Consider the following 22,776-nt stretch of genomic DNA (forward strand, 5'->3'; position numbering starts at 1 on the left):
GTCGCAGCCGGATCTGTGAACTTCTCACTGTGCCCCGATATTTTCCCGTGCGCGAGGGATTGACGCCCAACTTCAGCCGTTCCACCCTCTGTTAACGAGTCGACTCGACGTGTTAACCAGCTTCCACGTGGAGGTACGGATGGACACGCACGTGCACGACCGCCGGAGGTTCCTCGCGCTCGCCGCCGGGGCTGCCGCGGCGCCCCTGCTCACGGCCTGCGGCGCCGGGTTCGGCGGGAACGACGACAAGAGCGACGGTTCCGCCACGGACGACATCACCGGCTCCTTCGACTGGAAGCGGGAGAAGGGCACCACCGTCAAGGCGCTGCTCAACAAGCACCCGTACACGGACGCGCTCATCGCCGACCTGAAGTCGTTCACCGAGAAGACCGGCATCAAGGTCGAGTACGACGTCTTCCCCGAGGACAACTACTTCGACAAGCTCACCGTGGACCTGTCCAGCGGGCGCGCCTCCTACGACGTCTTCATGCTCGGCGCGTACATGGTGTGGCAGTACGGTCCGCCGGGCTGGCTGGAGGACCTCGGCCCCTGGATGCGCAACTCCTCCGCCACGGGCGCCGAGTGGGACCAGGCGGACTTCTTCCCGAACCTGCTCCAGGCCGACCAGTGGTCGCTCAAGGCGGGCGCGCCGCTCGGCCAGGGCGGGCAGTACGCGCTGCCGTGGGGCTGGGAGACGAACGTCGTCGCCTACAACACCGAGGTGTTCGGCAAACTCGGCCTGAAACCCGCCGAGTCCTTCGACGAACTGGCCGAACTCGCCGGCACCATCAAGCGGAAGGCGCCGGGCGCGGGCTACGACGGGATGTACGGGATCGCCGTACGCGGGTCGAGGAGCTGGGCCACCATCCACCCCGGCTTCATGACGATGTACGCCCGCAACGGGCTGAAGGACTTCACGGTCGACGGCGGGAAACTCACACCCGCCATGAACAGCCCCGAGGCCGTCGCGTTCACCGAGGACTGGGCACGGATGGTCAAGCGGGGCGGGCCGCCGTCCTGGACCTCGTACACCTGGTACCAGTGCTCCAGCGACCTGGGCGCGAAGAAGGCCGGGATGCTGTTCGACGCCGACACGGCCGCCTACTTCCAGGCGGTGAAGGGCGCCAGCCCCGCCTCGGGGAAGATCGCCTTCCACCCCGGGCCGAAGGGGCCGGACGGCTCGCTCGCCACCAACATGTGGATCTGGTCGCTCGGCATGAACGCCAAGAGCAAGAAGAAGAGCGCCAGTTGGCTGTTCCTGCAGTGGGCCACCGGCAAGGAGCACCTGCGCAAGGGCGCCATCACGCACAACCACATCGACCCGGTGCGCAAGTCGGTCGCGGACGACGCCGCGTACAAGGACAAGATGAAGCACCTGCCGGGCTTCCTGGAGACCTTCGAGACGGTCGTCGACCAGACGAAGATCCAGTTCACCCCGCAGGCGCAGTTCTTCGACGCGACGACCAGCTGGGCGGCGGCCCTCCAGGAGATCTACGGCGGCAAGGGCGCGAAGTCGGTCCTCGACGGGCTGGCGGACGACCTCGCCGGCAAGGTGGGTTAGCCGATGGGGTGGCGGCTCAGCCTGCGCCCGTACCTCCTGATCGTGCCCGCCCTGCTGCTGACCTGCGGGATTCTCTACCCGTTCGGGCTCGGGCTGTACTACACGCTGTTCGACTTCTCGGCGAGCAAACCGCAGCCGGACATGGTGCGGTTCGAGAACTACACGACGGTGTTCACGCAGGAGGCGTTCTGGAACTCGGCGTGGGTGACCGTGCTGTACGCGGTCGGGGCGGCGCTCGTCGAGACCGTGCTCGGCGTGGCCGTCGCCCTGCTGCTGCACCGGTCGACGCTCGTCGGCAGGGTCCTGGAGAAGATCCTGATCCTGCCGCTGATGATCGCCCCGGTGATCGCGGCGATCATCTGGAAGCTGATGCTCCAGCCGTCGGTCGGGGTGGTCAACCACCTGCTGAGGCCCTTCGGTCTCGGCGGGGTGCAGTGGACGGACACCCCGACGGGCGCCCTGCTGTCGTCGATCGCCGTGGACGTGTGGGTCTACACGCCGTTCGTGGCGATCCTCGCCCTCGCCGGTCTGCGGTCGCTGCCCACCTCCCCGTTCGAGGCAGCGGCCGTGGACGGCGCGGGGTGGTGGTACACCTTCCGGCGGCTGACCCTGCCGATGCTGTGGCCGTACGTGCTGGTCGCGGTGATCTTCCGGTTCATGGACTCGCTGAAGGTGTTCGACATCATCTACGCCCTGACCGAGGGCGGGCCGGGTGACTCGACGGTGGTGCTCCAGATCAGGGCGTATCTCGAAGCCATCCGCTTCCAGCGGTACTCCTTCGGGATCAGCTACACGATCGTGCTGTGGGCCGTGGTGTACCTGGCCGCGATGGTGCTGGTGAAGCACCTGGGGAAGATCCAGCGGAAGGCCGCGGAGGTCACCACATGAGGAAACGCGTCCTGGGGTGGCTGGCCGACGCCGCCCTCGTCCTCTACTTCGTCTTCGCGCTGTTCCCGATCGCCTGGATGGTGATCCTGTCGCTGAAGCCGACCGACCAGCTCTTCTCCACCTACTTCTCCTTCTCCCCCACCCTCGACGGCTACCGGACGGTCCTCGGCGACAGCGAGGGCATCCCGTTCGTGCGGTTCTTCGTCAACAGCCTGGTGGTGTCGGTCGGGGCGGTCGCGCTGTCCCTGGTGGTGGGGCTGCCGGCGGCTTACGCCTCGGCGCGCTGGCGGTTCAAGGGCTCGGAGAACCTGATGTTCACGCTGCTGTCGTTCCGGTTCGCGCCCGAACTCACCGTGATCATCCCGCTGTTCGTGCTGTACCAGAAGCTCGGGCTGTTCGACACGTACGTCGGCATGGTGTGGGTGCTGCAACTGGTGACGCTGCCGCTGATCGTGTGGATCATGCGGTCCTACTTCGCCGACCTCACCCCCGAGCTGGAGCAGGCCGCCCTGCTCGACGGCTACACCCGCAAACAGGCCTTCTTCAAGGTGGCGCTGCCGCTGGTCAAGCCGGGTATCGCGGCCGTATCGCTGCTGGCCTTCATCTTCGCCTGGAACAACTTCGTCTTCCCGCTGATCCTCACCTCCAACGAGGCCCAGACGGTGACCGTGGGCGCGTTGTCCTTCCTCGGCGGGGACCGGCCCAAGTACAACCTCACGGCCGCCGCCGCGCTCGTGTCCGTCGTCCCGCCGTTGCTGCTCGCGCTGACGATCCAGCGGTACCTGGTGCGTGGCCTGTCGTTCGGGGCGGTGAAGTCATGATCAAGCTGAGCGGGATACGGAAGACCTACGGGAAGACCGTCGCGCTCGACGGCCTCGAACTCGAGGTGCGGGAAGGCGAGTTCTTCTGCCTGCTCGGGCCGTCGGGGGCGGGCAAGACGACGACGCTCAAGACCGTCGCCGGGCTCGAACAGCCCGACTCGGGCACGGTCCTGCTCGGCGGCGAGGACATGCGGGGCGTGGAGCCGTACGACCGGGGGGTGGCGATGTGCTTCGAGAGCTACGCCCTCTATCCGCACCGCTCGGCCTACGACAACCTCGCCTCACCCCTGCGCTCCCCCCGGTACCGTCTCCCGGCCGCCGAGGCCCGGCAGCGGATCGGCGCGGTCGCCGAACTCCTGGGCATCTCCGGGCTGCTGGACCGGCCCGTGGGCCGGCTGTCCAACGGGCAGCGGCAGCGCGTGGCGCTCGGGCGGGTGCTGGTGCGCCCGGCCCGGGCCTTCCTGCTCGACGAGCCGCTCTCCCACCTGGACGCCAAGCTGCGCCAGCAAATGCGGGCCGAGCTGAAGGCGATCGGGGACGTGCAGCACACCACCACCCTGTACGTCACGCACGACTCGGTCGAGGCGCTGGCGCTCGGCGACCGGATCGGCGTCGTCCGCCGGGGGCGGATCGTGCAGACGGGCACGCGGGAGGAGATCTGGTACCGGCCCTGCGACACCGAGGTCGCGCGGGCCTTCGGGCGGCCCCGGATCAACCTGCTGCCCGGGGTGGTGACGGAGAGCGGGGTGCGGTCGGACGGCGGGGTCGAACTGCCGGTCCGGGGGCGGGCCGCCCCGGGCACGGACGTCCTGGTCGGCCTCCGCCCCCGAGACCTCGCACTGCACGGCGCGGGACACGAGCTGACCGGCACGGGACACGAGCTGACCGGCACCGTGTACGTCACCGAGGTGCTCGGCCGGTCCGTCGAGGTCACCGTCCGGCTCGGGTCCGGGGATCAGCGGGTGTCGCTGGTCGCTCCCCGGGCGGACGCGGCACGCCTTCGTCCGGACGATCCGGTACGGCTGGTGGTCCGGCCTGAGAACCTGCTGCTGTTCGAGGCCGACCGGCCGGAGCGCCCGGGACGACGGATAGAGACAGAGCGATGAGCAGCAGCAGTGGTGGACAGCAGGGGCCCGCGGCACGGCAGGCCGCCATGGCCGAGCAGGTGCTGGCCGACGGTTCGGCGACGGCGGCTGAGCTGGCCGAGCGGTTCGGGGTGAGCCTGATGACCATCCACCGGGACCTCGACGAGCTCGAACGGCAGGGCATCGTACGGAAGTCCCGGGGCGGGGTGACCGCCCAGCCGTCGGGGGTCTTCGAGTCGAACGTGCAGTACCGGCTGAAGACCATGCGGGCCGAGAAGGCCGCCGTCGCCGACCGTGCGCTGAAGATGGTGGAGCCCGGCATGGCGATCCTGCTGGACGACTCCACGTCCACCCTGGAGATAGCCAGGCGGCTGCGCACGGGCGAGGTCACCCCGCTGACGGTCGTCACCAACTTCCTGGAGGCCATCAACCTCCTCGCCGACCAGCGGGGCATCCACCTGATGGCGCTCGGCGGCGACTACGACCCGCTGCACTCCTCCTTCCTGGGGGTGTCGTGCGTGGAGGCGGTCGAGCAGTTGCGCGTGGACGTGTGCTTCGCGTCGACGTCGGCGGTGCACAAGGGCTACGCCTACCACCAGGAACAGCACATCGTGTCGGTGAAGCGGGCGATGCTCGACGCGGCCGCGCGGAACGTCCTGCTGATCGACCACACCAAGCTCGGCCGGGTCGCCCTGCACCGGGTCGTCCCGCTGTCCCGCTTCGACCTGCTCCTGGTGGACGACGGGGCGTCGCCGGAGGAACTGCGGGATCTGGACGAGCACAAGGTCCGTTACGAGGTTTGCGGCACGAAGGGCGGCCATGACGGGAACGGGACTGGAGCTACGTGAGCTGCGCAAGACGTACCGGTCGCGGGGGCGGCCCTCGGTGGACGCCGTCCGCGGGATCGACCTGACGCTCCGGTCCGGGGAGCTGCTCGGGCTGCTCGGGCCGTCCGGGTGCGGCAAGTCGACGACACTGCGGATGATCGCCGGGCTGGAGTCGGTGACCGGCGGGGACATCCTGGTCGGCGGGACGTCGGTCGTGGAACGGCCGGCTCAGCAGCGGAACATCGGGGTCGCCTTCGAGAACTACGCCCTCTATCCGCCGCTGTCGGTCGCGGAGAACCTGGCGTTCGGGCTCAAGGCGCGCAAGAAGGCCGCCCGAGGCTCCCGGGACGACGTCGACCGCAAGGTCAAGGACATCGCCGAACGGGTCGGTCTGACCGGCTTCCTCGACGCCCGCCCGGCCGGACTCTCCAGCGGCCAGAAGCAGCGCGTGTCCCTGGCCCGGGCCCTGATCCGCGAGCCGGACGTGCTGCTCCTCGACGAGCCGCTGTCCCACCTGGACGCGGCCCAGCGGGACACCACCCGCCGTGAACTCAAGCGCATCCAGAAGGACCTGGGCCACACCACGATCCTGGTCACCCACGACCAGGAGGAGGCCCTCTCCCTCGCCGACCGGATCGCCGTGATGAAGGACGGCGTCATCCAGCAGCTCGGCACCCCTTACGAGATCTACGACAGCCCGGCCAACGTGTTCGTCGCGGACTTCGTCGGCGAACCCGCCATCACCCTGCTGCCCGGCATCGCCACCGGCGACGCTCACGCCCGCCTCTCCGACTCGGTGCGGATCGCCCTGCCCGTTCCGGTGGACCGGGGCCGGGAGGTGGTGGTCGGGATCCGCCCGGAGGACGTCCGGCTCACCGCCGAGGACGGCCTGCCCGCCCGGGTCGTCGCCCACGAACCCCTGCTGGAGTCGGGCCTGGCGACCCTCGCCCTCGACGGGGTCGAACGGCACCTGGTCGTCCTCACCGACCCCGAGGTGCGGCTCGCCCACGACGAGCGGGTCCGGGTCGCCGCCGACCCACGGCACACCCATGTCTTCGACGCCGAGACGGGAGACGCACTGCGATGACCTCCGATACTTCCGCAGAGACCGTGCGTGTCGTGGCCGCCGGTGACCACTTCGTGCTGCCGTCGCTGATCACCCGGGCGGTGACGCACGAGGTGGAGCGGGCCGATGTCAGGGAGGTGAAACTCGGCTGGCCCCTGGAGCCGTTCGGGCCGGTCGCCGAGGTGCAGGAGGCCAGTGACGCCGAGGACGAGATGATCGAGGCGCTGGCCGGGGCGCAGGTCCTGGTCACGCAGATGGGGCCGGTCACCGAACGGGTCCTCGCCGCCTGCCCGGACCTGAGGCTGGTCGTGGTGTGCCGGGGCGGACCGGTGAACGTCAACCTGGACGCGGCCAAGAACCATGACGTGCGGGTGTGCTTCGCGCCGGGCCGCAACGCCGCCGCCACCGCCGAGTTCACCGTCGGCCTGATGCTGTCGGCCCTGCGCCGCATCCCCCAGGCCCATGACCCGCTGGCCCGGCACGGCAGCTGGGAGGGGGCCACGTACTACACGTACGAGCGGAGCGGCCTGGAGCTGGAGGACCTGCCCGTCGGGCTCGTCGGGTACGGGGCCGTCGGCAGCCGGGTCGCCCGGGTGCTGTGCGCGTTCGGCGCGCGGGTGATGGTGTACGACCCGTACGTGCACGGCGAGATCCACGGCCTGCGCGTGACCTCGCTGGACGAACTGCTGCGCCGCTGCCAGGTGATCACGTTGCACGCCCGGCTCACCCCCGAGACCCGGGGCCTGATCGGCGCCCGGGAGCTGGGGCTGCTGCCGTCCGGCGCGGTGGTGGTGAACGTGGCACGGGGCCCGCTGCTGGACGAGGACGCCCTGTGCGACGCGCTGGTGAGCGGTCGGGTGTCGGCGGCGGCGCTCGACACGTACGAGCGGGAGCCGTTGCCGGCCGGCTCCCGGCTGCTGGGGCTCTCCGAACGCGTGGTGCTCACCCCCCATCTGGGCGGCGCATCCCGCGCGGTCGCGGAGAAGGCGGCCCGTATCGCCGCCGAAGAGGTGGGCCGCTGGGTGCGCGGCGAGCCGCTCGCGCACTGTCTGACCTGAGGACCCGGAGGGGAGCCGCATGTACGTCGGTATCGATGTGGGCACGTCCATGGTCAAGGCGGCGGCCTTCGACTCTACGGGCCGTCAACTGGCCGTGGCGTCCCGGCCGGTGGACCTGTCGCTGCACGGCGGGGTCGTCGAGCAGGACATGGAGGAGGTGTACGGGGCGGTCGTCGCCGTGCTCGGCGAGATCACGGAGCACGTCCCGGAACCCGTCGAGCTCGCCGGTCTCACGGGGCAGGGCGACGGGGTGTGGCTGGTCGACGGCGAGGGGCGGCCGGTGCGGCCGGCGGCCTCCTGGATGGACGGCCGGGCGCACGAACTGGTGGACCGGTGGCTGTCGGACGGCACGTTCGAGACGGTGTTCCGGCGGACCGGGAGCGCGATGTTCCCGGGCTGCCCGGGGCCGCTGCTGGCCTGGCTGGACAGCAACGAACCGAAGGCCCTGGACGCCGCGAAGGCCGCCCTGTACTGCAAGGACATGGTGTTCCAGCGGCTGACGGGCGCGGGCCCCACGACCGACGTGTCGGACGCCTCGATGCCCTTCCTCGATCCGCGTACCCGGACGTACGACAACCGGGTCGTGGAACTCCTGGGCCTCTCGCACCGGCGCGGTCTGCTCGCCCCGGTCAGCGACCCGCTCGCCACCGCCGAGGCCCTGGGGGAGGGCCTGCCGTCCGGCACCCGGATCGCGAACGGCCCGTACGACCTGCCTGCCTGCGCCCTGGGTGCCGGGGTCACGGCGCCGGGGGACGGACTGCTGATCGTCGGCACCTGCCTGGCCAGCCTGGTCGCCACCACCGAGCTGGACCTGACGGGCGAACCGGCCGGCCTGTACATCTCCACGGACCGGCCCGGTCACTGGCTGCGCGCCATGCCCGCGATGGTCGGCACGGCGGCACTGGACTGGGTGCTGTCCACCACGGGGGTGCGGCACGACGAGGTGGACGCCCTGCTGGCCGAGACCCCGCCGGGCGCGAACGGCGTCCGTGTGCTGCCCTACTTCGCGCCCTCCGGGGAACGCGCCCCCTTCGTCGAGCCTCGGCTGCGCGCCGAACTCACGGGCGTCTCCCTGGAGTCGACCCGGGGCGATCTGGTCCGCGCCACCTGCGAGGGCATCGGGTACGCCGCCCGGCACTGCCTGGAGGCGGCCGGACTGACCGGTGCGCTGGCCGTGTGCGGCGGCGGCACCCGCAGCCCCGCCTGGATGCGGCTGCTGGCGGACGTGCTCGGCCGGCCGCTGCGGGTCGTCGAGGGCGAGGTGGGCGCGCGGGGCGCGGTCCTGGCGGCGGCCGAGCGGTACGGGGTGGGCCTGGACGCGGCGGAGTGGACGCGGCCGACGGCGGTCGTCGAGCCGGACCCGGGCCGGGCGGCCCTCTACACCCGGGGCTACGCGGAGCACCTGACCCGGCTGACGCAGGCGCGGGCCCGGACCCGTACCTGAACCTTCCCACGGCGAAAGGGAGTCATATGCAGCTCGGACGGAGATCTCTCCTGCTCGGGGCGGCCGCGGGGACCGCCGCGGCGGCCACGGCCACCCCGGCGGCGGCCGGAACCCGTAGGGGCGGGCCGATCGTCATCGGTCACCGCGGCGCGGCCGGCTGGCGCCCGGAGCACACCGCGGCCTCGTACACGTACGCCGTGCAGACGGGCGCCGACTGGATCGAACCCGACCTGGTGCCGACGAAGGACCACGTGCTGGTGGTCCGGCACGAGAACGAGATCTCGCAGACGACCGACGTGGCCCGCCACCCGGAGTTCGCGGACCGCCGCACGACGAAGACGGTCGACGGCCGGCCGGTCACCGGCTGGTTCACGGAGGACTTCACGCTGGCCGAGCTGAAGACCCTGCGGGCGGTGGAGCGGCTGCCCGCGGTCCGCAACCGCAACACCGTCTTCGACGGCCGCGGGGAGGTCATGACGTTCCAGGAGGTGGTGGACCTGGCACGGCGGCTGTCGCGGACGTACGGCCGGACGGTCGCCGTCTTCCCGGAGACCAAGCACCCTACGTACTTCCGCTCGATCGGCCTGCCTCTGGAGCCGAAGCTCGCGGCCGCGATCCGCCGCAACCGGCTCGGCCGGCGCGAGTGCGTGGTGCAGTCCTTCGAGCCGACGAGCCTGAAGCGCATGGTGGGTCTGGGGGTGCCGCTGTGGCAGGCGCTGGGCACCACGGGCGGGCCGTACGACCTGCCCTCGACGACCTACCGGGACATGATGACGCCGGCGGGCCTGGCGGAGATCGCCGGGTACGCGGACTGGATCGGCCCGGACAAGTCGTCGGTCGCCGGAAGTTCCCTCGTCGCGGACGCGCATGCGGCGGGGCTGCGCATCGGCCCGTACACCTTCCGCGCGGAGAACCAGTTCCTGCCCCCGGAATTCCGACATGGGAGCGGAGCGAACGATTTCGGGGACGCGTTCGCCGAGTACGCGCTGTACTACCGATGGGGAGTCGACGCCGTGGTGACCGACTTCCCGGACTTGGCGGTGATGGCCAGGGACTAGGAGGGTCTGATGTTCTTCAGGGACAAGCACTGCCCGACCTGTGGCGGCAGCGGCACGCAGGTGTTCACGCCGCTCACGCCCGGGGAGAGGAAGGCGCTCGGGACGGACCGCACGGACCTGTGGCGCTGCACCGCTCCGGGCTGCCGGTGGTACCAGCCCTGGAGCCATCAGAACGGCGGGGGCCGGCTCCCGGAGGATCTGAAGAACCCCGAAGCCGCCCCCGCCGAGTGACCCCTACAGGTTGGAGAAGTCCGGGCCCTTCGTGCGCGTGCGCTTGATCTCGTAGAAGCCGGGGACCGAGGCCACGGCGAGGGCGCCGTCCCAGAGGCGGGCGGCCTCCTCGCCCTGCGGGGCCGGGGTGACGACCGGGCCGAAGAAGGCGATCTGCTCGCCGTCGGCGCCGGGGACGGCGATGACCGGGGTGCCGACCTCCTGGCCGACCTTGTCGATGCCCTCCTTGTGGGAGGCGCGCAGCTGCGGCTCGTAGGGGGTGTCGTCCCAGTGGGCGAGGAGGGAGTCGGGCAGGCCGGCGTCCTTCAGCGCTCCGGCGACCGCCTCCTTCGTCGGGCCCTCGCCCTGGTTGTGGATGCGGGTGCCGAGCGCGGTGTAGAGGTCACCGAGCACCTCGGCGCCGTGCTCCTCCTGCGCGGCGATGACGACGCGGACCGGGCCCCACGCCTTGGTCTCCAGCATGTCCCGGTACTCCTCGGGCAGCTGGTCGAGCTTGTCCTCGTTGAGGACGGCGAGGCTCATGACATGCCAGCGGACCTCGATGTCCCTGACCTTCTCCACCTCCAGCACCCAACGGGAGGTCATCCACGCCCAGGGGCACAGCGGGTCGAACCAGAAGTCGACGGGAGTCTTGTCCGACATGTCTCTCCTCATGAGGAAACCGTTTCCCCGGGGAACGCCGCCGCTCGTTCCGCTCATTCCCGGCTCCCCCGCGTCAGGGGCACGTGGCAGGATCGGTGCTGTTCAGCCGTATCCGACGACGTTCGAGGAGTGCTGCCCGTGCCCGGTGAGAATCTGTCCCGCGACGAGGCCCGGGAGCGGGCCGCCCTGATCGGCGTCGACGGGTACGAGGTGTCCCTCGACCTGCGGTCCGCGGTCGGTGCGGACGACACCGACGGGCCCCGCACGTTCCGGTCCGTGACGACCGTCCGGTTCCGCTGCAACGAGCCCGGAGCGAGCAGCTTCGCCGACCTGATCGCGCCGAGTGTGACGTCCGTCTCACTCAACGGCCGTGATCTGGACCCCGGAGAGGTCTTCGACGGCTCCCGGATCACCCTGGAGGACCTGGCCGCCGACAACGAACTGGTCGTCGACGCCCAGTGCGCCTACTCCCGCACCGGCGAGGGCCTGCACCGCTTCGTCGACCCCGAGGACGGCGAGGTGTACCTGTACACCCAGTACGAGCCGGCCGACTCCCGCCGGGTCTTCGCGAACTTCGAGCAGCCCGACCTCAAGGCGCCGTACCGCTTCGAGGTGCGGGCCCCGGAGGGCTGGACGGTGTGGAGCAACGGGGCCGGCGAGCGGGCCGACGGGGTGTGGCGGTTCGCCGAGACCAAGCCGATCTCGACGTACATCACGTGCGTGGTGGCCGGGCCGTACCACTACGTGACGGACACCTACTCCCGCACCTTCGCGGACGGCACGACACTGGAGATCCCGCTCGGCGCCCTGTGCCGCAAGGGTCTCGCGCCGCACTTCGACGCCGAGGACGTCTTCCTGGTCACCAAGCAGGGCCTGGACTTCTTCCACGACCACTTCGACTACCCGTACCCCTTCGGCAAGTACGACCAGGCGTTCGTGCCCGAGTACAACCTGGGCGCGATGGAGAACCCGGGCCTGGTGACGTTCCGGGAGGAGTTCATCTTCCGCGGGAAGGTGACGCAGGCGTCCTACGAGGGCCGGGCCAACGTCGTGCTGCACGAGATGGCGCACATGTGGTTCGGCGACCTGGTCACCATGGAGTGGTGGGACGACCTGTGGCTGAAGGAGTCGTTCGCCGACTTCATGGGAGCGTTCTCGCTGGTCGGCGCCACCCGCTTCGAGAACGGCTGGGTCACCTTCGCCAACCGCCGTAAGGCGTGGGCCTACCGGGCCGACCAGCTGCCCTCGACGCACCCGGTCACGGCCGACATCCGCGACCTCCAGGACGCCAAGCTGAACTTCGACGGCATCACGTACGCCAAGGGCGCGTCGGTGCTGAAGCAGCTGGTGGCCTACGTCGGCGAGGACGCGTTCCTGGAGGGAGCCCGGCGCTACTTCAAGCGGCACGCGTACGGCAACACGCGCCTCGGTGACCTGCTGTCGGTGCTGGCGGAGACCAGCGGCCGGGACATGAGCGGCTGGGCCCGCTCCTGGCTCCAGACGGCCGGGGTGAACTCGCTGACGCCGCAGGTGCTGTTGGGCGCGGACGGCCGCGTCGAGGAACTGGCGGTCGTGCAGGAAGCCGCCGAGTCCCATCCCGAACTGCGCCCGCACCGGGTGGCGGTGGGCCTGTACCGGGTGACGGACGCGGGGACGGTCGAGCGGTACGCGCGCGCCGAGACCGACGTCGACGGAGCGCGGACGGTCGTCACGGACCTGGCCGGGGCCGAGGCCCCCGACCTGGTCCTGGTCAACGACGACGACCTCACCTACTGCAAGATCCGCTTCGACGAGACCTCGCTGGCGACGCTGCGCGAACACCTCGGGTCGGTCACCGACCCGCTCGCGCGCGCCCTGTGCTGGTCGGCGCTGTGGAACATGACCCGTGACGCGCTGCTCCCCGCACGGCAGTTCGTGGACCTCGTCCTGCGCTTCGCGGGCCGCGAGTCCGGGATCGGCGTGCTCCAGATGCTGCACGCGTGGGCCGAGTCGGCCCTCACCCACTACGCGGCGGACGAGTGGCGGGAGACCGGCGGCCGGCTGCTCGCCGAGGGCGCGCGGCGCGAGCTGTACGCGGCAGAGCCGGGCAGCGAGCACCAGCTGGCCTGGGCGCGCTTCTTCGCCCGGACGGCCACCGCCGAGGCCGACTTCGAGCTGCTGCGGGACCTGCTGGCGGGCACGGCGTCGGTCAAGGGCCTCGACCTGGACCAGGAGCTGCGCTGGGTGTTCCTGGAGCCGCTGGCCGCGCACGGGGCGGTGGACGAGAAGGTGCTGGCCGAGGAGCTGGCCCGGGACGACACGGCCTCGGGCAAGCGCCACCAGGTGCGCTGCCTGGCGGCACGCCCGTCGGAGGCGGTCAAGGCCCAGGCCTGGGCACAGGTCGTGGAGTCGGACGCGCTGTCCAACGCCATGGTCGAGGCGACCATCTCGGGCTTCACCCAGGGCTCGCAGCGGGAGTTGCTCGCCCCGTACGCGGACAGGTACTTCGCGGCGATCGAGCGGGTCTGGTCCGAGCGGTCGATCCAGATCGGGATGCACGTGGTGCAGGGCCTCTTCCCGTCGCTCCAGCAGTCCCGGGCGACGCTCGACGCCACGGACGCGTGGCTGGAGTCCCACCGCGAGGCCGCCCCGGCCCTGCGCCGCCTGGTGCTGGAGGCCCGGGACGATCTGGCGCGCGCCCTGCGGGGCCAGGCGTGCGACGCGGCTGCGGAGTGACAGCGCTGAACCAGCGGCTCTGAACCAGCAGCTCTGGCCAGAGATCTGAGGTTCCGTCACCGTTACCGAATCCAGGCAATCACAGCCGTAACCCCTGGCCCGCGACCGAACGGACCAGGGGTTTTCGGCACCCGAACATGCGTCCTTTAGTGCGCGCTTGTCCGCATTTGTCGACGGGCGTGTAACAGCGGTTAAAGAGGGGATCGAGCGCGGGAAATCCCGGAGCATGAACCACAACACCCCGCTCTCCCCCCGCCCCCTGCACGACCTGTCCGGCCACGGCCGGCCCCGGGTGATGACGGTCGCGCAGCTCCACGCACACGGCGTCTCGGCGGCCCAGACGAACGAGCAGTGCCGCCCCGGCGGACCCTGGCAGCAGTTCCTCCCGGGCGTCGTCCTGCTCCACCCCGGGCCCCCGACGAGCGAGGAGCGGCTGCACGCGGTGCTGATGTACGCGGCGCGGGAGCGCGGCACCGGGGTTCCCACCCAGCCCGGGGCGGGCACCTCACCCGCCCCCGCCCACCCGGACGCGATGATCACGGGTCTGGCCGCGCTGACGCTGCACGGCTTCTCCTCCACTCCCCCGCTGCCGTCCCTGGAGGTGATCGACGTCCTGGTCCCGCGCATGCGCCGGCTCCGCTCGGCGGGCTGCGCACGTGTCGTCCGGGGCACCGCGCTGCCCGCCCCCGAGCAGGTCACGGGCCTGCCGGTGGCGCCGGTCGCCCGCGCGCTGGCCGACGCGGTGGCGGAAGTCCAGGACGCCGGTACCGTGCGCCGGCTGATGACGGAGGCGGTGCGCGGCGCCCACTGCGAGGCCGCCGCGGTGGTACGGGAACTGAACCAGGCGCGGCTGCTGAGCCGCCCGCACGTGGTGGACGCGGTGGAGTCCCTGCTGGCCGAGGGCCGGGCCCGTGCGGAGGACCGCCTCTACCGCATGGTCCGGGAGTACGGCCTGCCCGACCCGCTGTGGAACGTGGACCTGCGCCTGCCCGGCGGCCCCTACCTCGGCGGCCTGGATGCCTACTGGCCCGAGCAGGCGGTGGCCCTGGAACTGGACACGCGGGCACCCCGCCAGGACAACGACGCCGTCTGGTCCGAGTACACCCGCAAGCGCGAGCACCTGGAGCGGCTGGGCATCACGGTCGTCCACATCACGCCGAGGAAGCTCCGCGACTCCATGGAACAGCAGGCGACGGTGATCCGCACGGCACTGATGGCATCGGCCGACCGCGACCCGGCCGCGTACGTCGTGGCCCTGCCCCGCTAGTGCCGTCCCGGAACACGACCGGGAGGTCCGGCCGATCGGAACACCCACCGACCAGGAAGCAACTGTCGGGGCCAGTCCTTCCAGTGGCGTGACTAGCTGCAGAACTCCGCCTCGACGATCGCGTCGCTCTTCTTCGTCCAGTCGCCGTTGAAGTTGACGGCGAGGGTGTGGCGGCCGTCGGGGGTGGTGAGGGCTCTGGTATGGGAGCCGTGGATGTCGCCGCCGTGGCCCCAGACGGTCGTGCCGCAGCTCAGTTCGTAGGACCGGAGGCCCAGGCCGTAGGCCTCGTTCTCCTTCGTCGGGACGGTGGTCTTCATCTCCTTCAGCTGCTCGGGCGGGAGCAGCCGGCCCCGCAGCAGGGCGCTGTAGAAGCGGTTGAGGTCCGCCGAGTCGGAGATCATCTCGCCGGAGGCGCCGGCGATGGACGGGTTGAGTTCGGTCACGTCGTAGGTCGGGCCCGTCGCGGTCTGGGCGAGCTTGGAATAGGCGCGGCTGCTGGGGCGGGGCAGAGTGGCCCGTGTTCCGGGGACCGAGGTCTCCTTCAGGTGCAGGGGCTTGATGATGCGGCTCCGGATCTCGTCGCCGTACGGGTTGCCCGTGACCTTTTCGATCACCATCCCGGCGAGGACGTAGTTGGTGTTCGAGTAGTTCCAGGAGGTGCCCGGCTCGAAGTCCGGCTCGTGGGACATGGCGATGCCGAGGATCCGCTCGGGCGTCACCGTGTCGTAGCGGACCCGGTAGAAGCCGTCCTTCGTGAAGTAGGCGCGCCGGACCTCGTCGTCCGCCGTGACGTCGAAGACGCCGCTGGTGTGGTTGAGGAGCTGGCGGAGGGTGATGCGGCTGCCGTCGTGGCCGTTGCCGTGGACCACGCCCGGCAGCCACTTCTCCACCGTGTCGTCCAGCGACAGCCGTCCCTCCGCCTCCAGTTGGAGGACGACCGTGGCGACGAACGTCTTGGTGATGCTGGCGACGCGGTAGTGGTCGCGAGTGGAGCGCGGTTTGCCGGTTTCCAGGTTGCCGACGCCGGCCGTCGCAGCCCACACCTCGTGCCCCCGCTGGACCCGCGCCACCACGCCCGGCACTCCGTCGGCGACGGCGGCCCGGACCGCCTGCCGGGTCGCCTCATGGCCGCCGGAGCCCCGGGAGGGTGCCGCCAGTGCCGGGACCGCCAGTGCCGCGGAGAGTGCCACCGCCGTCGCAGCCGTCAGGGCCGTGCGTACGTGTCTCCTCATGTCCCCGTTTCCCCCTGTCACATGTCCCATGGAGCTGTGTCGGGGAGAGGGACCCCGGCCGCGCGGCCGGGGTTGATCCACCGAGGGTGGTTGAGCGGGTTTCAGCCCTTCTTGAGCACCAGCTCCGTGTTGCGGTCCTCCGGGTCGCCGCCGAGGTTCGGGTTGGCGCCGGGGGCGTTGAGGGACAGCTCGCGGTAGAGGGCCGCGAGGCCGGTCTGGGAGAGGTCGGAGAAGTCCGTGCGGTGCGGGGCGGAGGACTCGACGAGGGTGGTGAACAGGGAGATCGTGCCGTCCTTGTTGTCGGTCAGCTCGATGATCCGGGCGAGCTGGGGGTAGTCGACGTGGGACGCCGTGGAGATCTCCCAGAAGGAGCCGCCGCTCGACATGGAGTGCGGGGTGATGACGTTCTTGTGGATGTGGCCGTTCACCCAGGCGAGGACGTTGCGGTGGCCGCCGAGCAGGGCGAGGACCTCCTGGCCGGTGTGGCGGCGCTCGCCGGGGCGGGACGGGTCGCGGCGGGTGTTCGTCATCGTCTTGCTGGTGTGATGGCTGAAGATCACCGCGTGGGAGTCCTTGTTGTCCCGCAGGGTCCGCTCGAGCCACTTCAGCTGGGCCGTGCCGATGGAGCCCTCGTAGTGGCCGCCCGCGTCGGTGGTGTCGAGGCTGATGCCGATGACGTCGTCGGAGACGCGGAAGGCGTAGTACTGGGTGCCGGCGTCGAGGTTCGCTGAGGAGTAGCCGTGGCCGGCCGGGCCGACGCCCCGGTAGGCCGGGTTCAGGTGCGCCCGGAGGTACTCGGCGGGGGTGAAGGGGGCGCGGCTCTCGTCGGGGGTGACCGAACGCATGGCGCGGGCGTGGGACTTGAGGAAGTCGTGGTAGCTGACGCCCTTGGGGTCGCCTGCGTTCTTGATGAGGGTCTGGAGCCGTTGCGCCTCGGAGGCGGAGACGTTCATCAGCTTCTTGCCGCCGACGGCGAGTTCGGTGAGGTAGGAGTCACCGTGCGAGGCGTAGCAGCCCATCGGCAGGGAGTCGTGGTTGCCGACCGTGGAGTACCAGGGCAGGTTGAGGCCGGGGCTGCGGACCTCGCGGACGGCGGCCTTGAGGAAGCCGTCGAGGTGCGGGAAGCCGACCTGCTTGTCGGTGTCGCGGACGGCGGCGTCGGGCTGCCAGTACTGCTTGAGGCCGCTGTTCTGGACGCCTTCGTACTGGCGCGGGTCCCCGGTGTTGGGGGTGATCCGCCCGCCGCTCATGATCTTCAGGAACCATTCCAGCTCGGACTTGGCGTTGTTGTCCGTGTTGTCGCCGGTGGTCATGGCGAAGTGCAGCGGGGATCCGGTGACGGGGGCGCCCCGGAGGGCGTTGATCCGCTCCACCAGTGCGATGGCGCCCTGCACGGTCAGTGCCTCGTGCGGCCGCCAGGCGTGTATGTCGGCCGAGCGGAGGTACTCCAGACGCAGCGGATGCTGGGCGTCGATGATGTGGAGGTCGGTGAGCTGCACGAACGCGGCGAGGGCGGTACGGCGTGCGGTGCGGCCGGATCTGGGCGCGGCGAGGTCGGAGCGGACGACCCGCTGCCAGCCGGGTCCGTCGCCCAGGCGCCGGTAGCCGGAGCCGGTGCGCGGGGTGGCGACCGAGGCCACGGTCGTGCCCTTGGTGTAGGGGGCCAGGGGCGCGGCGGGCGCTTGGCGCGAGGAGGCGGCGACGGCCTCGGTGGCTTCCTCGGTCGCCGTGGCGGCCTGGCTGTCGCTGGGCCGCAGGGCGTAGCCGACGCCCGCGGAGAGGGCGACCGCTCCGGAGGCGGCGAGGACGGAACGACGGTGGATGCCCTGGCCGGAGCCGGCGACTGAGCGTGTGCGCGACATGCGCTTTCTCTCCCCGAGTACGAACGCGTCGGCAGTGGTGGCGGGGCGTTCGGCGTTCGAACGTCCCGCACTTACTGGATCGTTGGCACCGGGGATGACCTGTACGTAAACGACGCGGCAACGCGCAGCGCCGATCGCCGTACGTGGATCTTGGACCACCCTGCGCGTCGTCGGCCGCTCCTGGAACGTCCCGGAGTCGGTCACGCGGTGTTCATCTTCCGGGGTACTGCACCTATTCGGCTTCCGCCTCCGCCACGGCATCGGCGAGCCGCCCGGTGACCGGCCGTTCCCGCCACAGGCACAGGGCGATGTCGACCAGCCGGATACGGACGAGCCCGGGCACCGCGTCCAGGTCCTGCCAGGCGGCGAGGTCGGTGGAGCCGCCGATCTCGTTGCGGAGGTCGCCGCCGATGACGCGGCCCTCGTAGACGAGCCGGACGCTGTGGTGGTCCACGGGGCGTCCGAATCGGTCGCGGAGGGTGTGTCGGGAGGAGTTCACACCGAGCAGTCCGGTGACCTCGATGCGGTAGCCGGTCTCCTCCTCGACCTCCCGGCGCACGGTGTCGTGGGGGTCCTCGCCGTGTTCCATGCCGCCGCCGGGGACGACCCACTCGGGGGTGCCGTCGGGGGCGGGTGAGCGGGCGAGCAGGATCTGTCCGTCACGGACACATATGGCGTAGGCCGCCACCCTCAACTTCTGTCTCACTCCGGGACGTTACCCGATTTCGCCGCCTTCTGGACCGATGCCCGCAAAACGCATCGGGGGTTTTCCCCATACATCCATTGCGGTTCGGTCAACCCTCCCCAAAGAACCTCACCTTGCGTAAAGCTGTGCGATCGTCCGGGCTCGCGTACCGGACCGTCGCGACCAGGGCCGATCGGTTCCGGTCGCTTCCCGCTCGTTCCTTTACCTGCAAGGGATGCCGATGACCCACAGCTCCCAGCGTGATCCGATATCGAGCCGGAGACGGGCGGCGCGTATCGCCGTGGCCGCCGGGCTCGTCGCCGCGCTCTCCGCGGCCGGACCGGTCCCCCTGGCCTTCTCCGCCGACGAGCCGGGCGCGTCCGCACCGGTCGACGCCGACGTCAAGTCCGCGCACGCCAAGCTCGGTTCGGACGACGCGGACCTGCTCGCGGAGGCCAAGGCCGACGGCGACAAGACCGTCACCATGATGATCGCCACCGCGCCCGGGAAGACCGAGCAGGTCGCCGGGCAGCTGGACGCGGTCAAGGGCGGCTCGGTGGGCCGGGCCGACGACAAGCTGGGCTACGTCCGCGCCACCGTCCCGACCTCCCGGGCGGACTCGGCCATCGCCGCCGCCGTCAAGCTCTCCTCCGTGCAGGGCATCGACCTGCGCGAGGAGATTCCGCTGGACGACCCGGCGCCGAGCGCGGACACCGCCAAGGGCGCCGAGGCGACGGGCACGTATCCGGCGCCGGGCAAGAAGACCCCGGCCGAGAACCCGTACAACCCGTCCTTCGAGACGGGCGCGGTCGACTTCGTCGAGGACCACCCGAAGGCGGACGGCCGCGGTGTCACGATCGGCATCCTCGACTCCGGCGTGGACCTCGGGCACCCGGCGCTGCAGAAGACCACGACCGGCGAGCGGAAGATCGTCGACTGGGTGACGGCGACCGACCCGATCGTCGACAGCGACAACACCTGGCGCCCGATGGTGACGGCCGTGGCGGGCCCGGCGTTCACCTACCAGGGCCAGTTGTGGAAGGCCCCGGCGGGCTCGTACGCCGTCAGCGTCTTCAAGGAGTCGTACACCGCCGGCGGCGACGCGAAGGGCGACGCCAACCGCGACGGCGACACCACCGACGCCTGGGGCGTGCTGTACGACGCGGCGTCCGGCACGGTCCGGGTCGACCTGAACAACAACTTCGACTTCGGCGACGACGCCCCGATGAAGCCGTACAAGGACGGCCACCAGGTCGGGTACTTCGGCACCGACGACCCGAAGACCGACGTGGCCGAGCGGCAGCCGTTCGTCGTGGAGATCCGCAAGGACGTCCCGATGGACCCGCTGGGCGGCTCCTGGGTCGGCAAGAAGTCCGACTTCGTCAACATCGGCGTCATCGAGTCCGAGCACGGCACGCACGTGGCCGGCATCACCGCCGCCAACGGCCTGTTCGGCGGCAGGATGAGCGGTGCCGCTCCGGGCGCCAAGCTGGTCTCCTCCCGCGCCTGCACCTGGTCCGGCGGCTGCACCAACGTCGCGCTCACCGAGGGCATGATCGACCTCGTCACCAAGCGCGGTGTCGACATCGTCAACATGTCCATCGGCGGCCTGCCGGCGCTGAACGACGGCAACAACGCGCGCGCCGAGCTGTACACGCGCCTCATCGACACCTACGGCGTCCAGCTGGTGATCTCCGCGGGCAACTCCGGCCCCGGTGCCAACACCATCGGCGACCCGGCCCTGGCCGAGAAGGTCATCTCGGTGGGCGCGTCCGTCTCCAAGGAGACCTGGGCAGCCAACTACGGCTCGGTCGTGGAGAAGAAGTACGCGCTGATGCCGTTCTCCTCGCGCGGTCCGCGTGAGGACGGCGGCTTCACGCCGACCCTGGTCGCCCCGGGTGCGGCGATCAACACCACGCAGACCTGGCTGCCGGGCTCCCCGGTCGCCGAGGCGGGCTACTCCCTGCCGGCCGGCTACTCGATGCTCCAGGGCACCTCGATGGCCTCCCCGCAGGCCACGGGTGCTTCGGCGCTGCTGATCTCGGCCGCGAAGCAGAAGAAGATCGACCTCACGCCGGCGACCCTGCGCACGGCCCTCACCTCGACCGCCGACCACATCAAGGGTGTGCAGGCGTACGAGGAGGGCGCGGGCCTCATGAACATCGAGGACGCCTGGGACGCCATCCGTGACGACACCACCGCCCACGACTACACGGTCAAGGCGCCGGTCGACACCGCGATGGACGACAAGCTCAAGACGCCCGGCTACGGCACCGGCCTCTACGACCGCGAAGGCGGTCTGAAGGCCGGTCAGAAGAAGACGTACGAGGTCACCCTCACCCGTACGTCCGGCGCCGACAAGGCGATCCGGCACGAGCTGCACCTGGAGAACAACGCGGGCGGCACGTTCCGGATCGTCGGCTCGGACGAGGTGAAGCTGCCGCTGAACAAGCCGGTGACCGTCAAGGTCCAGGCGGCCCCGAAGTCCGCGGGCATCAAGAGCGCGATCCTGGAGGTCGACGACCCGCGGACCGAGGGCATCGACAAGCAGGTCCTCACCACGGTCGTGGTCTCGACGCCGTTGAAGTACACGTACTCCGCGAAGGGTTCGGTGCAGCGCAACAGCACCCGGCACTACTTCGTCACCGTCCCCGAGGGCGCGAAGTCGCTCGAGGTCGCGATGAGCGGGCTGAAGGACAAGAGCCAGACCCGGTTCATCGCCATCCACCCGTACGGCGTGCCGTCCGACCCGACGTCGACGATCAACTGCTACCCGAACTACACCAACCCGGACAACACCTGCCGCCCTGACCTGCGTTCGTACGCGGACCCGCAGCCCGGCGTGTGGGAGATCGAGGTCGAGTCGCGCCGTACGTCGCCGCTGCTCGACAACCCGTACCGGCTGGACGTCGCCGTGCTCGGCGCGGCCTTCGAGCCGGAGACCGTGACCGTGCCGGAGGCGAAGGTCGGTACCCCGGCCGCCGCCTCCTGGAAGGTGACGAACGGCTTCGCCGCGATCGACGGCAAGCTGGTGGGCGGACCGCTCGGCTCGGCGAAGGCGACCCGTCCGTCGATCAAGCAGGGCGAGACGCAGAGCACCACGGTCGAGGTGCCCGCGGGCGCCAAGTCGCTGGACGTCGCGATCGGCGGTGTCTCGGACGCCGCGGCCGACCTGGATCTGGCGGTCTACAACGCCGCGGGCACGCAGGTGGGCAGCTCCGCCGACGGTGACTCGGAGGAGTCGGTCTCCGTGCCCTCCCCGGCCGCCGGCACGTACACGATCAAGGTCGTCGGCTACTCGGTGCCGGCCGGCACGACCGCGTACGACTACCGGGACGTGTTCTTCGCTCCCACCCTCGGCAGTGTCTCGGTCGACGGGTCCGCGCCGGTGAAGCTCGGTACGGGCGACTCGGCGACGTTCTCGGGCAGCGTCACCGCCACGGCGGCGGCTCCCGAGGGGCGTGAGTTCTTCGGTCAGGTGCAGCTGGTCAACGCGCGCGGCACGGTCGCGGGCCTGGGCAGCGTGAAGATCGAGAAGGTCGTGCCGTAACCGACGGTCACGGCAGGTGAGGGCGGGCGTCCGTACGGGCGCCCGCCCTTCTTCCTACCGGCCCTGCGGGCAGGGAAGCGTGCGGGACTGCGGCAGGGCGGCGGTGATCCACGCCCGGTCGCGGGCGATCTCCTTCTTCCCCGTCGTCCACAGGTCGGGCTCGGCCTGCCCGTCGGAGATGCCGACGAGGACGCGGTCCCCCGGGCGCACGTCGGTCTCCATGGGGAAGACGACCCTGTCCTTGCCCTCGGCGGGCTTGTAGTACCGGTCCACGTCCAGGCTGACGCGGTTCTGCCCGGTCCCGGGGACGGGCTCGACCTCGACGACGGTGCCCTCGACGACGAGCCGGGCGCAGGCGAGGTACCCGGCGTGACCGAGCTTGGCGTGCTCGCCGGCCTGCGGCCGCCCGGCGGAACTGTCGGCGGCGGACGACCCGCCTCGATCGTCCGCGCCCATGTCGCCGCTCTGGGTGACGAGCCAGCCCATGCCGATGACGACGGTGGCTCCCACGGCCGCCACGAGCGCCTTCAGGGTCACGGCCAGGGGTTTGGGACGGGTGCGCCGCGCGGCCAGTGGCGTCACGGAGGCACCGGTCTCCGGCTCGGCGAGTGCCCGTCCGATGAGGCCCAGCTGCTCGCGGAGCAGCGCCACGTCGGCGCTCGCGGAGCGGTACTCGGCCACGAAGGCGTCGTCAGCGAGGGCATCGTCCGGTGGCGCCTCGCCGGTGATCACCGCCATCAGCGCGGCCTCGTCGTGCCTGTCCTTGTCATGCTCGGCGGTCATG

Annotated in this window: 18 protein-coding genes; 13 read left to right on the forward strand and 5 right to left on the reverse strand. The window is 70.8% G+C overall.

The window, feature by feature from the left end:
* Positions 1-139 precede the first annotated feature (139 nt).
* Genes ABZ016_RS02950 through ABZ016_RS02995 form a run of 10 tightly spaced genes read left to right on the forward strand, consistent with a single transcriptional unit; the run spans position 140 to position 10,039 of the window.
* Positions 140-1,561 carry a sugar ABC transporter substrate-binding protein gene (locus ABZ016_RS02950; protein ID WP_356914750.1) on the forward strand — a complete coding sequence of 474 codons (1,422 nt, stop codon included), beginning with the start codon at positions 140-142 and terminating at the stop codon, positions 1,559-1,561.
* Positions 1,562-1,564: 3 nt separating this feature from the next.
* Positions 1,565-2,449 (forward strand): sugar ABC transporter permease, encoded by an 885-nt coding sequence (locus ABZ016_RS02955; RefSeq protein WP_356914751.1) that lies wholly within the window; start codon positions 1,565-1,567, stop codon positions 2,447-2,449.
* Entirely contained in the window at positions 2,446-3,270 is an 825-nt protein-coding gene (locus ABZ016_RS02960) for a carbohydrate ABC transporter permease (RefSeq protein ID WP_307175192.1), read from the forward strand. Before ABZ016_RS02955 ends, ABZ016_RS02960 begins: the two co-directional genes overlap by 4 nt.
* Positions 3,267-4,376, forward strand: coding sequence for an ABC transporter ATP-binding protein (locus ABZ016_RS02965; protein WP_356914752.1), 1,110 nt, complete (start codon positions 3,267-3,269; stop codon positions 4,374-4,376). Before ABZ016_RS02960 ends, ABZ016_RS02965 begins: the two co-directional genes overlap by 4 nt.
* The gene (locus ABZ016_RS02970; RefSeq protein WP_356914753.1) at positions 4,373-5,203 is read left to right on the forward strand and encodes a DeoR/GlpR family DNA-binding transcription regulator; all 831 of its coding nucleotides are present in this window, start codon (positions 4,373-4,375) and stop codon (positions 5,201-5,203) included. Before ABZ016_RS02965 ends, ABZ016_RS02970 begins: the two co-directional genes overlap by 4 nt.
* Entirely contained in the window at positions 5,175-6,269 is a 1,095-nt protein-coding gene (locus tag ABZ016_RS02975) for an ABC transporter ATP-binding protein (RefSeq protein ID WP_356914754.1), read from the forward strand. Before ABZ016_RS02970 ends, ABZ016_RS02975 begins: the two co-directional genes overlap by 29 nt.
* A complete protein-coding gene (locus ABZ016_RS02980) occupies positions 6,266-7,306 on the forward strand; it encodes a 2-hydroxyacid dehydrogenase (RefSeq protein WP_356914755.1) in 1,041 nt (346 codons plus the stop codon). Before ABZ016_RS02975 ends, ABZ016_RS02980 begins: the two co-directional genes overlap by 4 nt.
* A gap of 19 nt (positions 7,307-7,325) precedes the next feature.
* Positions 7,326-8,750, forward strand: coding sequence for an FGGY-family carbohydrate kinase (locus ABZ016_RS02985; RefSeq protein WP_356914756.1), 1,425 nt, complete (start codon positions 7,326-7,328; stop codon positions 8,748-8,750).
* A gap of 26 nt (positions 8,751-8,776) precedes the next feature.
* A complete protein-coding gene (locus ABZ016_RS02990; protein WP_356914757.1) occupies positions 8,777-9,808 on the forward strand; it encodes a glycerophosphodiester phosphodiesterase family protein in 1,032 nt (343 codons plus the stop codon).
* 9 nt (positions 9,809-9,817) lie between these two features.
* Positions 9,818-10,039 (forward strand): hypothetical protein, encoded by a 222-nt coding sequence (locus tag ABZ016_RS02995; RefSeq protein WP_356914758.1) that lies wholly within the window; start codon positions 9,818-9,820, stop codon positions 10,037-10,039.
* A gap of 3 nt (positions 10,040-10,042) precedes the next feature.
* Here ABZ016_RS02995 and ABZ016_RS03000 read toward each other — a convergent pair whose 3' ends face one another.
* Complete coding sequence (locus ABZ016_RS03000; RefSeq protein ID WP_356914759.1) at positions 10,043-10,681, reverse strand: DsbA family protein; 639 nt, start codon at positions 10,679-10,681, stop codon at positions 10,043-10,045.
* Positions 10,682-10,819: 138 nt separating this feature from the next.
* Between ABZ016_RS03000 and pepN the strand changes: the two genes are divergently transcribed.
* Together pepN and ABZ016_RS03010 are read left to right on the forward strand one after the other, a co-directional pair.
* Positions 10,820-13,396 carry an aminopeptidase N gene (gene pepN, locus ABZ016_RS03005; protein ID WP_356914760.1) on the forward strand — a complete coding sequence of 859 codons (2,577 nt, stop codon included), beginning with the start codon at positions 10,820-10,822 and terminating at the stop codon, positions 13,394-13,396.
* Between the two features lie 226 nt (positions 13,397-13,622).
* Positions 13,623-14,663, forward strand: coding sequence for a hypothetical protein (locus ABZ016_RS03010; protein WP_356914761.1), 1,041 nt, complete (start codon positions 13,623-13,625; stop codon positions 14,661-14,663).
* Between the two features lie 92 nt (positions 14,664-14,755).
* Here the strand turns inward: ABZ016_RS03010 and ABZ016_RS03015 are convergent, their stop codons facing one another.
* From ABZ016_RS03015 to ABZ016_RS03025, 3 genes are all read right to left on the reverse strand, one after another.
* On the reverse strand, positions 14,756-15,895 hold the full coding sequence (locus tag ABZ016_RS03015) for a serine hydrolase domain-containing protein (RefSeq protein WP_356914762.1): 1,140 nt from the start codon (positions 15,893-15,895) through the stop codon (positions 14,756-14,758).
* Between the two features lie 101 nt (positions 15,896-15,996).
* Positions 15,997-17,757 (reverse strand): TIGR03767 family metallophosphoesterase, encoded by a 1,761-nt coding sequence (locus ABZ016_RS03020; RefSeq protein WP_356914763.1) that lies wholly within the window; start codon positions 17,755-17,757, stop codon positions 15,997-15,999.
* 232 nt (positions 17,758-17,989) lie between these two features.
* Entirely contained in the window at positions 17,990-18,463 is a 474-nt protein-coding gene (locus tag ABZ016_RS03025) for an NUDIX hydrolase (RefSeq protein ID WP_356914764.1), read from the reverse strand.
* 220 nt (positions 18,464-18,683) lie between these two features.
* Here ABZ016_RS03025 and ABZ016_RS03030 point away from each other — a divergent pair, with 220 nt between their 5' ends.
* Complete coding sequence (locus ABZ016_RS03030) at positions 18,684-21,992, forward strand: S8 family serine peptidase (protein WP_356914765.1); 3,309 nt, start codon at positions 18,684-18,686, stop codon at positions 21,990-21,992.
* A gap of 54 nt (positions 21,993-22,046) precedes the next feature.
* Here the strand turns inward: ABZ016_RS03030 and ABZ016_RS03035 are convergent, their stop codons facing one another.
* On the reverse strand, positions 22,047-22,775 hold the full coding sequence (locus ABZ016_RS03035) for a hypothetical protein (RefSeq protein ID WP_356914766.1): 729 nt from the start codon (positions 22,773-22,775) through the stop codon (positions 22,047-22,049).
* Position 22,776 lies beyond the last annotated feature (1 nt).

This window comes from Streptomyces sp. NPDC006372, from assembly GCF_040612515.1.
In the GTDB taxonomy this organism is placed as follows: Bacteria; Actinomycetota; Actinomycetes; order Streptomycetales; family Streptomycetaceae; genus Streptomyces.

Coding starts and splice junctions, on each gene's coding strand:
- ABZ016_RS03030 (WP_356914765.1), top strand. CDS start 18,684: ATGACCCACAGCTCCCAGCGTGATCCGATATCGAGCCGGAGACGGGCG.
- ABZ016_RS02985 (WP_356914756.1), top strand. CDS start 7,326: ATGTACGTCGGTATCGATGTGGGCACGTCCATGGTCAAGGCGGCGGCC.
- ABZ016_RS03015 (WP_356914762.1), bottom strand. CDS start 15,895: ATGAGGAGACACGTACGCACGGCCCTGACGGCTGCGACGGCGGTGGCA.
- ABZ016_RS02990 (WP_356914757.1), top strand. CDS start 8,777: ATGCAGCTCGGACGGAGATCTCTCCTGCTCGGGGCGGCCGCGGGGACC.
- ABZ016_RS02975 (WP_356914754.1), top strand. CDS start 5,175: ATGACGGGAACGGGACTGGAGCTACGTGAGCTGCGCAAGACGTACCGG.
- ABZ016_RS03010 (WP_356914761.1), top strand. CDS start 13,623: ATGAACCACAACACCCCGCTCTCCCCCCGCCCCCTGCACGACCTGTCC.
- ABZ016_RS02955 (WP_356914751.1), top strand. CDS start 1,565: ATGGGGTGGCGGCTCAGCCTGCGCCCGTACCTCCTGATCGTGCCCGCC.
- ABZ016_RS03035 (WP_356914766.1), bottom strand. CDS start 22,775: ATGACCGCCGAGCATGACAAGGACAGGCACGACGAGGCCGCGCTGATG.
- ABZ016_RS02965 (WP_356914752.1), top strand. CDS start 3,267: ATGATCAAGCTGAGCGGGATACGGAAGACCTACGGGAAGACCGTCGCG.
- ABZ016_RS02950 (WP_356914750.1), top strand. CDS start 140: ATGGACACGCACGTGCACGACCGCCGGAGGTTCCTCGCGCTCGCCGCC.
- ABZ016_RS02970 (WP_356914753.1), top strand. CDS start 4,373: ATGAGCAGCAGCAGTGGTGGACAGCAGGGGCCCGCGGCACGGCAGGCC.
- ABZ016_RS02995 (WP_356914758.1), top strand. CDS start 9,818: ATGTTCTTCAGGGACAAGCACTGCCCGACCTGTGGCGGCAGCGGCACG.
- ABZ016_RS02960 (WP_307175192.1), top strand. CDS start 2,446: ATGAGGAAACGCGTCCTGGGGTGGCTGGCCGACGCCGCCCTCGTCCTC.
- ABZ016_RS02980 (WP_356914755.1), top strand. CDS start 6,266: ATGACCTCCGATACTTCCGCAGAGACCGTGCGTGTCGTGGCCGCCGGT.
- ABZ016_RS03000 (WP_356914759.1), bottom strand. CDS start 10,681: ATGTCGGACAAGACTCCCGTCGACTTCTGGTTCGACCCGCTGTGCCCC.
- ABZ016_RS03020 (WP_356914763.1), bottom strand. CDS start 17,757: ATGTCGCGCACACGCTCAGTCGCCGGCTCCGGCCAGGGCATCCACCGT.